Below are 11,480 nucleotides of genomic sequence, written 5' to 3' on the forward strand. Positions count from 1 at the left end.
TCAGTGACCGGGTCCGGCCGCGACGTTGCCGAACGGCGGTCGGGCCAGCCAGACCAGCGGAATCATCGCCACGAACATGATGGCGCAGCCGAGGAATACGTCGTTGACGGCCAGCGTGAGCGACTGGCGCGTGACCAGCGCCTCGACCACCTGCCAGGCGCGCGCGTCGCCACCCAGACCCTGCACGTAGGCATTGGCGGCGTGGCTGGCGCCGTTGAGATGCTCGGCCAGCACTGCGTGGTGGTAGTCGCCGCGGTGCTGCCACACGGTCACCGTGAGCGCGGTGGAAATGCTCGCTGCGATCGTGCGGCAGAAGTTGGCCAGGCCCGAGGCCGAGGCGATCTGGTCAGGCTTGAGGCCGGACAGGAACACCTGGTTGAGCGGGATGAAGAAGCACGGGATGGCGATGCCCATGATGAAGCGCGGCCACAGCAGCTGGTTGAACGAGGCATTGTCGGGAAACAGCGAGAACCAGTACGAGGTGGCGGCGAAGATGATGAATGCGGCGGTCACCACCGAGCGCAGTTCGAGCCGCTCGATGTTGCGGCCGATGAGCGGCGCGAACACGAAGGCGAGGATGCCCACCGGCGCGGTGGCCAGTCCCGCCCAGCTCGCCGTGTAGTCGAGCACGATCTGCAGCCATAGCGGGTACACCACGTTGATGCCGAAGAAGCCGACCATGCCGACCGACATCACGCCCACGCCGATGACGAAGTTGCGCTTGCGGAACAGGCCGAGGTCGACGATCGGATGTTTGTCGGTGAGCTCCCAGGCGATGAGGAAGGTGAGGCAGACCACGGCGATGACGCCCAGTGCCACGATCATCGGCGAGGAGAACCAGTCCTTGTCGTTGCCATTGTCGAGCATGAACTGCAGGCAGCCGACGCCGACCACGAGCAGCACGAGGCCGACGGTGTCGATCGGCGTCTTGACGATCGTGGTCTCGCGTCGATGCAGCAGCAGCCAGGTGACCGCCACCGCGAGCAGGCCGACCGGTGCATTGATGTAGAAGATCCATGGCCACGAGTAGTTGTCGGTGAGCCAGCCGCCAAGGATCGGGCCGAAGATCGGCGCCACCACCACGGTCATCGCCCACAGCGCGAGGGCGAGACCCTTCTTTTCGTTCGGGTAGTTGTTGAGCAGCAGGCTCAGCGACAGCGCCACCATCGGACCCGAGCCGGCGCCCTGCAGCAGGCGCCCGACCACGAGCATCGGCATGCTGGTGGCCATGCCGCAGAACATCGACATCAGCACGAACAACATGACCGACAGGCAGAATGCACGCACCTCGCCGAACTGCCGCCCGATCCAGCCCGACAGCGGCTGCATGATCGCGCTCGCCAGCGAATACGAGCTGATCGCCCAGGTACCTTCCTGCGGGCTCACGCCCAGGCTGCCGGCGATGTGCGGCACCGAGACGTTGACGATCGTGATGTCGAGCACCTCCATGAACGTCGCGAAGCCGATCGCGACGGTCAGCAGCGCAAGCGGCGCGCCGTGCAGCGGCGGCAGGGCGGGGCGCGCGTCCGGCAGGGCGCTCATGGCCGCGCTCAGTGCGTGGTGGGCAGGTTGGCGGTGATGATCGCGTCGGCCTCGGCGTCGGCCTTGGCCAGGTCGCGCGCGTAGACATCGGTCTGCGCGACCATCGCCTCGCCCGCCGGCGGCGCCAGCATGCGGCCATTGCGTTCGTGGGTGTCGATCTTCACCGTGGTCGACAGGCCGATGCGCAACGGATGGCGCTCGAGCTGGGCCGCGTCGAGCGCGATGCGTACCGGCACGCGCTGCACGACCTTGATCCAGTTGCCCGACGCGTTCTGCGGTGGCAGCAGCGCGAACGCCGAGCCGGTGCCGGCACCGAGTCCGACCACCTTGCCGGTGTACTCCACCTTGCCGCCGTAGACGTCGCTTTCGACGTGCGCCGGCTGGCCGATGCGGATGTTGGCGAGCTGGCTTTCCTTGAAGTTGGCGTCGATCCACAGGTCATGCAGCGGGATGACCGTCAGCAGCGGCTGGCCCGGTTGCACGCGGTTGCCGACCTGCACGTTGCGCTGGGCGACGTAGCCGCTGATCGGCGCCAGGATCGCGTTGCGCCGGGCGTTGACCCAGGCTTCGCGGAAGGCGGCGCGCGCCTGCAGCACGGCCGGGTTGCCGGCCACGTCGCTGCCGTCGATGAGCGCATGCGCGGCGGCGGCCTGACGCTGGGCGGCGTCGAGTGCGCTGCGCGCCAGTTCGACGCCATCGCGCAGGTGGGCGACTTCCTCGGCCGCGACCGCCTTGTCGGCCAGCAACGGCGTGCGCCGCGCGAGATCGGCCTGTGCGCGCGCCAGATCGAGCCGGCGCGCCGCGATGGCGACATCGGCTTGCGCCGCGCTCTCGCCGAGCTGGCGCACCTGGCGCACTGCATGGGCCAGCGCGCTGCTGGCCTTGGCGAGCGCGAGTTCGGTGTCGGTCGGATCGAGCCTGGCCAGCACCTGGCCGGCTTCGACACGTTGGGTGTCGTCGGCGAGGATCGCAACCACGGTGCCCGGGATCTGCGCCGAGACGATGACCTGGTTGCCGTTGACGTAGGCATCGTCGGTGACCTCGCGCTGCGAGAACACCAGGCGCCAGGCCAGATACCAGGCCAACCCGGCCAGCACGAAGACGAGGCCGATCAGGAGCAGGAGCGCACGGCGCTTGCCGTTGTCGCCAGTGGCGGCGGTGGGGGAGTCACTCATCGCGGCAGGACCCGGTCGGTTGGCGTGGAATGGGAAGGCGCACCGGCAGGGGCATCGCTGCGATAGCCGCCGCCGAGCGCCTTGGTCAGCGCGACCTGGGCGGCGACCGATTGTGCGTCGAGCGCGAGCAGCGCGTCGCGCTGCTGCAGCAGTTCGACCTGCGCGGCAAGCACGGCGCGCTCGTCGACAAGGCCTTGGCGCGCACGGGCGGTGGCCAGCGTGTGGAGCTCGCCGGCGGTGGCCAGTTGAGCCTCGCGTTCGCTGCGTCGCGCCTGCGCCTGGGTCAGTGCCAGCGCCTGGGTGGCGACGTCGTTGGCGGCACTGACGACAACGGCGTCGTACTGCGCGGCGGCGGCATCGAGCTGGGCCTGTGACACGCCATAGGCGGCCTTGAGCTGGCCGCGCGCGAACAGCGGCAGGTGCAGGGCCGGGCCGACGCCGAGCAGGCGGCTGTCGAGGTTGAGCAGCTTGTCCAGATCGAGCGACTGCAGGCCGACGAGACCGGCGATGCCGATGTCGGGATAGAACTGGGCGCGCGCACGGTCGACCTGGCGCATCGCGGCTTCGACACGCCAGCGCGCAGCGGCGATGTCGGGTCGACGCGCGATGAGGTCGAGTCCGACATCCGCGGGCAGGTGTGCGTCGATCGGCGGCAGGGCGTGTGGCTGCAGCGTGGGCAGCTCGGCAGGCGCCACGCCGAGCAGCGCCGCCAGCGCCGCCAGTCGCAATTGCGCCGAACCGGCCCAGGCCACGCGCAGCTCGCGCGCTGCCGCCAACCGCGCCTGGCTTTGGTGGATCGAGTCGGCGACGTCGATGCCGCGCGCGACGCGCAGCGTGACCAGCGTGCGCAGGCGTTCGAGCGCCTGTTCGCTGTCGCGCGCGAGCGCGAGGTGGGCCTGATCGACCTGCCAGCCGAAATAGACATCGGCCACCGCAGCGGTCAGCGCGAGGCTGGCCGCACTGCGCTCGGCCTCGCCGGCGCGCGCCTGGTCGATGGCACCCGCGACGGCGGCGCGGGTCTTGCCGAACAGGTCGAAGTCGTATTTGAACTGAAGGTTGAGGTCGGCCTGGTTGTACCAGGTGAAGCCGAGGAAGCGCGGCGGGATCAAGCCGTTCTCGCTCAACCGCTGCCGCTGCAGTTCCAGGTTGCCCTGCGCCGCGAGACCGGCCGTGGCGCGCGCACTGTCGACTGCCGCGATCAGCGTCTGCAGGCGACGCTGCGCCTCGTCCAGACTCGGTGAATTGGCCAGCGCGCGCGTCTCGAGATCGTCGAGCTGACGGTCAGCGTACTGCCGCCACCACTGGGCAGCCGGCCAGTCACCGTGATCGGCGAGCGCCAGGCCCGCCAGCGGCGCTTCGCTGCGCAGTGGCGGCAGCTCGGGCCTGGGCGGCACCGCGCAGGCGGCAAGGACGCCGCAGGCAACCGCGACGGCGACACTGCGGTGGAGCGCTGCAATGATCCGGTCCAAGGTCGGGTTCCGCATACAAGAGCGCCCGCCGGGAGGCGGGCGGGGAGATTGGCGCCACGCATGCATGGCGATGGTTGGGTCGCGATGCCGCAGCGGCGGCCAAAACGATACCAGCGAGTTTGGTATTTGTCGACAGCCCGAATGCAGCGGCAAGGGCGTGGGCCGCAGGTGCCTGGCGGGCCGCGGCCGCCGCCGTCATGCCGACACACAAAAAAGCGCCACGACCTTGCGGTCGTGGCGCCGGAATTCACCGCCTGACGGGTATCAGGGGGCTTCGTCGAAGCCGTCGGCGAAGATGCGGTCGATGCAGCTCACGGCCACGTTGCCGACGTTGGCGCCGGCGAGCGTGCCGCTGCCATTGCTGACCGTGCACACCTCGATCGGCGCACTCGGCTGGGTCGTCACCGTCACCGCATAGCTGCTGCCGTCAAGCAGCGCAGTCGGGAAGGTGAAGCTGCCATTGGCCGCCACCGGCAGGCTCTGGCTGCCATTGAGCGACAGCACGAGGCCGGAACCGACCAGGCCCGTCACGCTGCCGCCGACCGTGTAGGTATTGGTCGTGCAGGCCACGGCGACATTGGTCACGTTGGCACCGGCGAGCACGCCGCCGCCATTGCTGACCGTGCAGGTCTGCGCAGGCGTGCCGGGCTGGGTCGTCACCGTCACCGCATAGCTGCTGCCGTCGGCCAGCGCGGTCGGGAACGTGAAGCTGCCATTGGCCGCCACCGGCAGGCTCTGGCTGCCATTGAGCGACAGCACGAGGCCGGAACCGGCCAGGCCCGTCACGCTGCCGCCGACCGTGTAGTTCGCGTTGCCCTGCACGATCAGCGTGTAGTCCTCACCCTGACCATAACCCGTGTTGTTGCAGGCCGTTGCCGCCGCGCTGTACCGCTTGAGCACGCGCATGCGCACCGGGCCCGGCGTCACGCTGGCCGGCACCGCGATCGTGTTGGTGGCCTGCTTGCCGTCAAGTCCGGTCGAGTTGGTGATGTTGCCGATCGAGTAGCCCTCGCTGGCCTCGAACGTGCCGTTGCGGTTCCAGTCGATGAAGGCGTTGATCACGTTGGTCCAGCTGCCATCGGTGTTGCCTTCGACCGTGATCGAATAACTCTGGCCGGCCGCGACGAGACCGCCGCTCACGCCGAGGAAGTCCTCCAGCGCCGGGCTGCCGTTGAGCGCGGCCGAGCTCGGGTTGTTGATGCCGGTGAAGATGACCTTGGTGATCGGCTCGACATTGTTCGGGAACGTGACCGGGCAGTACGGCTCGGGGAAGGTCACGCCGGTGGTGAAGCTGAACGTCGGCGAGTAGCTGCTGTTGCCGCACACACTGTTGGCACGCACGCGCCAGTAATAGGTGGTCAGCGGCGCCAGTGGCGTCGATGGCGTCCAGCTGTTGCTGGTCGGCGTGCCGCTGGCGACGATCGTCGTGAACGCATTGTCGCTTGCGACTTCGATGGTGTAGCTCTCGGCGGAGACGTCGCTGGCCCAGGCGAAGGCGGGGCTGCGTGGCGTGCCAGTGGCGCCATCGAGCGGCGCGCTCAGTGCCGGATTCGATGGAATGCCCTCGCTGACCTGCAGTGCGAGATTGATCGCGTGGCTGAGCGGCGTGGCACCGCTGGACGCACCCGTCACCGCGATGCTGTAGCTGCCGCGGCTGAGTCCAGCCGTGTTGGCAACCGTGAGCTGGCTCGTCGCCGCCGGATCGGCGGGCGTCACCGGGTTGACGCTGAAGCCTGCGGTTGCCGCGCCGGGCAGGGCGCCCGTGCTCAGCGTGACCGCATCGGTGAAGCCGTAGCGGCTGCGCACGCCGATGTCGTAATTGGCGTTGCTGCCGGCACAGATGGCGGCCGACGCCGGGGTCGCGTTCATGCTGAAGTCCGGAGCGGTGCTCGGCTCGAAGTTGCCGGTAGCGGCAACGGCGAACTTCTGCGGCCCGGTCGGCACGTTGATGCCACGCACGCGGATCTGGTACGAGCCCGTCGCTGCCGTATCGAACTGGATACGCTGCAACGTATTGATCGTGTCGTAGCCGCTGGTGGCCGTGCTCTGCGTCGGATTGGCGTTGTTGACGTTGTATCCGCTCGGCAGCTTCTGCGTCCACACGTTGCCGCTGGGATCCTGCACTTCCAGTCGCAGCGAGTTGACCGTGGCCGGGCTGGCGTTGATCGCGCCCGCGACGTCGCTCCAGGTCAGCACGATGGTCAGCCGCTGGCTGCCGAGTGCATTGAGCGTGAACTCGGTCACTCCGCCGGTCTGCAGGCCGGTCGGTTCGTCGTGGATGAACAGGTGGCTGGCATCGCCGGCGAAATACAGCGAATCGTCGAGCAGGATGCGGCCGAAGCCCTGCGCCTGGCCAGGGTTTGCACCCGCACCGGTACCGGTCATCTTGAATGCGCCCGCGGCCAGGACGGCCTTGACCAGCGCGCCCGACGGATCGCCGATCGCGTCGCTCGCGTTGGCAGTCCCGCTCGGGTAGTAGCCGCGTGCCAGGTATTCGCGCACCAGCGCTGCATTGCCGGCGGCGGTGGGCGTGGCCATCGACGTGCCGCTCATCGAGGTCGTGCCCGATGCGCTGCGCGCTGCGGATACGATGCTGCTGCCCTGGGCGTCGAGGTCGGGCTTGGTGCGGCTGTCGAGCGTCGGGCCGCGCGAGGAGAAACTTGCCATCGCGTTGGCACCGGTGCCGCGACCGGTGGCACCGATCGTCAGCACGCTCTTGGCGTTGCCGGGGCTGCCGACGTTGTTGCCGTTGGAGCAGGCGGTTGCGTCGTTGCCGGCGGCAAACACCATCAGCAGATCGCCACGATCGTTCATGACGCGGTCGGCGTCACGCGCGAATTCATCGTAGGTCACCGTGCAACCGGAGACGCAGGCACCGAACTGGTCGGTACAGCCGCCACCCCAGGAATTGCTGTGGATGCGCGCGCCGTTCTGGTAGGCGGTATCGGCGGCGTGGTAGGCGGTGCCGCCCATGGTGTTGAGGTAGGCCAGGTTGCCGCCGGTCTCCTGCATCACGAGCTTGGCGTAGGGCGCCATGCCGACGAGGTTGCTGGTGCCGTCCGGCGCAGGCTGGTTAGCGCAGTCGGTGCCTGGGTTGACGCCGTTGTTGTTGCCGAAGATCGAGCCGGCGACGTGGGTGCCGTGGCCGTGGTTGTCCTCCCAGCTCGTGCCCGCAAGACCCGACCACTTGTAGTAGGCCACGACCTTGCGCGCGTTGTAGTTGGGCGAGGCGATCACCGGACACGACGCGCCCGTGGTGCACACATCGATCGGCATCGGCTGGGTCGCGTCCTTGAACGCGATGTTGTCCATGTACAGGCCGGTGTCGAGCTCGCCGATGATCTGGCCGCAGCCATACAGACCCTTGTCCCAGATCGAGTACAGCGGCGTCGGCGAGCTGACGTTGCTCTGGTGCAGCCAATGACCCGCCGAATTGGACAGCCGCATCGGCTTGACGAAACCGACCGCGAGCACGTCATCGCGCAGCGCGAGCTGTTCGACCGCGGTGGCAAGCTGGGCGCGGGCGAAGGTGGCGCGCACGCGCGTCTCACCGCTCGAGTCGACCACCTGCACATGGCTGATCCCGGCGATCGCGGCGATACCGCTGCGGACGCTGGCCGGACTGGCCTGGGTGTCGAGTGCGACGTCGAGCATCTCGATGCCGAGACCGTCGACGATGCCGCCATTCTTGAGCTCGTTGTAGATGTTGGGGTCGACCTTGAGCGCCGGCATCAGCGGGCCGCTCCAGATCACGCCGTCGATGCCGCGCATCGCGCCGTCCAGATGTGCCGGCATGCGCACGATGTAGGCGTAGTAGGGCGCGTAGCCGAGGATGCTGGCGCCCGCGGCTTCAACCGCCGTGCGTTGGGCCTGGCTGATGGGACCGTTGAACTTGACCAGGCGCAGCGTCGAATCCTTGACCGCGCCAAGCGACAGCAGCTCGTCGAGGGCGGCGGCCGCGCGACTCGTGTCGCCGGTACAGACGTTGTGCTGCGCGCCAGCGAACGAGATCAGACAGTCTGACTCGCTGGCGGAAGCCACGGCTGGCAGCGCCAGCACGATGGCCAGTGACAATAGGTTGCGCATGAAAACTCCCCATGGAATCGGAACAGGCAAGTGCGTACAGCGATTGGGCCGCGTCAATCTGGCGTAGCCAGGTTGCCTCCCTGCGCGGCGCGGCAATGATGCCCGGATCGCCGGCCGGGCGCCACACCGGCGCCGCGCCAGCAACGGCTTGGGTCAGCGGTAGTCGCGATGACAGGCATCGCAGGCATGGCCGATGCGCGTGAGCGCTTCGGCCTGCACGGGGCAGGCGGAGGCGGTGTCCCAGTTCGCGGCCTCACTCGCCAGCTGCTCGATGTATTGGGTGAGCACACGATCCTGGCTGTCGGCCGGCAGCAGCGCGGGCTGCAGCTCGGCCGCCACCAGGCGCAGGCGCTCGGCGCGCTGGGCCATCTGCGGCGTGCTGCACTGCTGGCCGCGCGCGGCCTCGCGTGCCGCCGCGAGGTCGTGCTGCATGACATGCATGAGGCCGCGCGGCCAGGCCTGGCGGCGTTGCAGGGCATTGGCCAGCGACATGGCGATGGCCAGGCCCATGAACAGGCCGATGACAAGGACGACGACGAAACGCATGGCAGTTTGACCCTGACCTGGCGAGGTGGCGCTTGCGACGCGCCGGACCGGCAATGATACGCTGCGCCGCGCATGGAGCCGACTCTTTTCCAACGTTTTGCCGGCATCGATCGCCTGTATGGTGCGGGTAGCGTGCAGCGCCTTGCGCGCAGCCACGTGGCCGTGGTCGGCATTGGCGGTGTGGGTTCGTGGGCGGCCGAGGCGCTGGTGCGCAGCGGCGTCGGTCGCATCACGCTGATCGACGCCGACGAGGTGTGCGTGGGCAACACCAACCGCCAACTGCATGCGCTCGATGGCAACTACGGACGCGCCAAGGTGGCCGTGATGGCGCAGCGCCTGGCGGCGATCAATCCGCAGCTCGCGGTCGAGCCGATCGAGCAGTTCCTCACCCCTGCCAATCTTGGCGAACTGCTCGGCCGCGGCCATGACTGCGTGCTCGATGCCTGCGATGCGTTCCGCGTCAAGGTGGAAGCCATCGCGTGGTGTCGGCGCCGCAAGCTGCCGCTGGTGACCGTTGGTTCGGCTGGCGGTCGTACCGATCCGACTCTCGTCGCGGTACGCGACCTGTCGAAAACCGAGCACGACGCCTTGCTTGCGCTGGTGCGCAAGAAGCTGCGCGAGGAGTTTGGCTTTCCGCGCGGACCCAAACGCTACTTCGGCGTGCAGGCGGTGTACTCGCGTGAAAACGTGCGCTATCCGCAGGCCGACGGCAGCGTCTGCGGCACGCGTCCGGCCGCAGGCGATGCGCTCAAGCTCGATTGCGGCGGCGGACTCGGTGCGGCCACCCATGTGACCGGTGCGTTCGCGTTCGCGGCGGTGTCGCGCGTGCTGGCACGGCTGCTGGCGCCGCCGCGCAGCTGAGCGGCGCCGTCACGCCAGCGCGAACAGGCGCTGCGCGTTGCTGCGCGTGGCTGCGGCGACCTCGGACACGTCGATGCCGCGCAGCTGCGCGACGACTTGCGCCACTTCGACGAGATGCGCGGGTTCGTTGCGCTGGCCGCGGTGGCTGGCCAGCGGCTGGTCGGGCGCGTCGGTTTCCAGCAGCAGGTATTCGAGCGGCATCGTTGCCGCCAGCGCGCGCAGGCGTCGTGCACGCTCATAGGTGATCGGTCCGCCCAGCCCGATGAGGAACCCCATGTTCCATAGCTGGCGCGCCTGTTCGGCGCTGCCGGCGAAGCTGTGTACCACGCCGCGCAGCGGTGCGTGGCGCCGCAGCAGGGCGATGACCTCGTCGACCGCGTGCCGCGCGTGGACGATCACGGGCAGGTCGAACTCGCGCGCGAGGCACAACTGCCCCGCGAACAGCTCGCGCTGGCGTGCCGGATCGAGGCCGGGCAGGTAGTGGTCGAGCCCGCATTCGCCGACCGCCACGGCGGACTCGCGCGCGAGCCAGTCGCGCAGCGCGCCCAGGTGCGTCGGCGCGTGGTCGGCCAGGTACATCGGATGCAGGCCGTAGGCCGGATGCAGCTCGACGTGCTGCGCGCACAGTTCGCGCAGCTCGGCGAAATCGGCCAGACGGATCGCCGGCACGACCTGGGCGATCACGCCGGCTGCACGCGCCCGCGCCAGCACGGCGTCGCGGTCGGCGGCGAACTCGGCCGCGTCGAGGTGACAGTGCGAGTCGACGAGTGTCGTCAATGCCACGGGATGCGCGCGCCGATGTCGCCCGGCATGGCGTGGCGCGAATGCCCGTCGCCGCCCGTTGCCGGCGGCGTGCTGCCCTGGTCGATGCCGTCGATGCCCTGGGTGCCGGTGTTGCCCGGATCGAGCCAGTCGCGCAGACGGTTGCTGCTCGAGGTGCCGGTGCCGGTCCAGGCAACTGCCAGTTTGCCGTAGCAATCGTGGCCGCTGTTGGGTTGACTTGGTGCGCTTTCGCTGCAAGCGGCGTCGCCGCCCGACAGGATGCCGATCGCGCGGCGCGGCGTGTTGCTGCTTGCGCTCGAGAACAGCGCCGAGCCCGACGAGCCGCCTTCGGTGGTGCCCTGCGAGTAGGGGCCGGTCAGCCAGTGCGTGTTGGCGTGGTAGGTGTTGGAGATGCAGTTGTCGGTGGTCGTCGGCTGCGGCCCGGCCGTGATCTTCTTGACGTCGCCGTAGGGATGGTGGATGCCGACCGTGCCGCTGGGCGCAGTGCCGCTCACGTCCCAACCCGCGTAGTGCAGGTTCCAGCCCGCCTCGGGCGTGGTGCTCATCTCCACCAGCGTGAAATCGACGTCCTCGCGCGTCGCCCGCAGGTTGGCGCCGTGCTGGTCGTCGTTGAAATAGCCGCCCGCGGGCGCGGTCAGCGTGCCGCACGTGGTCGACTGGTAGTTCCAGTACACCACCATCGACTGCGCTTCGGCCGCAGTGGAGACGCAATGCGCGGCGGTCAGGAAATAGTTCTTGCGGTTCTGCGCGGTATTGTTGAGCAGGGTGCCGGTGCAGATGTAGCTGCCGCCATCGCTGTTGAACTGATACTGGCCAACCGCTCGAATCTGATTCGGATAGGGCTGGCCGAGTGGACAGGCCACGTTGATGTTGCAGGCACCCGAGGTGCCGGGGCCGGTGGCCTTGGCGCGGCCGAACAGATCGCGGAAACCGGCGCCGACGGCCGTGATCGTGAGTGGACTTGGGTGCCCTTCGGCCAGCGCGGCCGGAACCTGCAGTTCGATCGTCGCCGTGTCGC

8 protein-coding genes are annotated in these 11,480 nt (G+C 68.7%); 1 reads left to right on the top strand and 7 read right to left on the bottom strand.

Translation table 11 applies throughout. From position 1 onward, the window contains the following. The 5 genes from KF903_RS06450 to KF903_RS06470 form a co-directional block, all read right to left on the bottom strand. The gene (locus KF903_RS06450) at positions 1-1,542 is read right to left on the bottom strand and encodes a DHA2 family efflux MFS transporter permease subunit (RefSeq protein ID WP_291212609.1); all 1,542 of its coding nucleotides are present in this window, start codon (positions 1,540-1,542) and stop codon (positions 1-3) included. 8 nt (positions 1,543-1,550) lie between these two features. Further along, a complete protein-coding gene (locus KF903_RS06455) occupies positions 1,551-2,717 on the bottom strand; it encodes an HlyD family efflux transporter periplasmic adaptor subunit (protein WP_291212612.1) in 1,167 nt (388 codons plus the stop codon). Then, complete coding sequence (locus KF903_RS06460; RefSeq protein WP_291212615.1) at positions 2,714-4,186, bottom strand: efflux transporter outer membrane subunit; 1,473 nt, start codon at positions 4,184-4,186, stop codon at positions 2,714-2,716. Before KF903_RS06460 ends, KF903_RS06455 begins: the two co-directional genes overlap by 4 nt. Before the next feature lie 264 nt (positions 4,187-4,450). Next, a complete protein-coding gene (locus tag KF903_RS06465; RefSeq protein ID WP_291212618.1) occupies positions 4,451-8,272 on the bottom strand; it encodes a S8 family serine peptidase in 3,822 nt (1,273 codons plus the stop codon). Between the two features lie 153 nt (positions 8,273-8,425). After that, positions 8,426-8,818 (bottom strand): hypothetical protein, encoded by a 393-nt coding sequence (locus KF903_RS06470; protein WP_291212620.1) that lies wholly within the window; start codon positions 8,816-8,818, stop codon positions 8,426-8,428. 72 nt (positions 8,819-8,890) lie between these two features. Here KF903_RS06470 and tcdA point away from each other — a divergent pair, with 72 nt between their 5' ends. Continuing rightward, entirely contained in the window at positions 8,891-9,679 is a 789-nt protein-coding gene (gene tcdA / locus KF903_RS06475) for a tRNA cyclic N6-threonylcarbamoyladenosine(37) synthase TcdA (protein WP_291212623.1), read from the top strand. A 9-nt stretch (positions 9,680-9,688) separates the two neighbouring features. Here tcdA and KF903_RS06480 read toward each other — a convergent pair whose 3' ends face one another. Further along, entirely contained in the window at positions 9,689-10,456 is a 768-nt protein-coding gene (locus KF903_RS06480) for a TatD family hydrolase (protein WP_291212648.1), read from the bottom strand. Next, the coding region (locus KF903_RS06485) for a trypsin-like serine protease (protein ID WP_345777743.1) at positions 10,453-11,480 on the bottom strand (1,028 nt) is incomplete at its 5' end. The genes KF903_RS06485 and KF903_RS06480, both read right to left, overlap by 4 nt.

The organism is Dokdonella sp., assembly GCF_019634845.1.
In the GTDB taxonomy this organism is placed as follows: domain Bacteria; phylum Pseudomonadota; class Gammaproteobacteria; order Xanthomonadales; family Rhodanobacteraceae; genus Dokdonella_A.

What these genes read in the sequence shown, in the direction of transcription:
- KF903_RS06450 (WP_291212609.1), bottom strand. Translation starts at nt 1,542, where the DNA reads ATGAGCGCCCTGCCGGACGCGCGCCCCGCCCTGCCGCCGCTGCACGGC.
- KF903_RS06465 (WP_291212618.1), bottom strand. Translation starts at nt 8,272, where the DNA reads ATGCGCAACCTATTGTCACTGGCCATCGTGCTGGCGCTGCCAGCCGTG.
- tcdA (WP_291212623.1), top strand. Translation starts at nt 8,891, where the DNA reads ATGGAGCCGACTCTTTTCCAACGTTTTGCCGGCATCGATCGCCTGTAT.
- KF903_RS06470 (WP_291212620.1), bottom strand. Translation starts at nt 8,818, where the DNA reads ATGCGTTTCGTCGTCGTCCTTGTCATCGGCCTGTTCATGGGCCTGGCC.
- KF903_RS06455 (WP_291212612.1), bottom strand. Translation starts at nt 2,717, where the DNA reads ATGAGTGACTCCCCCACCGCCGCCACTGGCGACAACGGCAAGCGCCGT.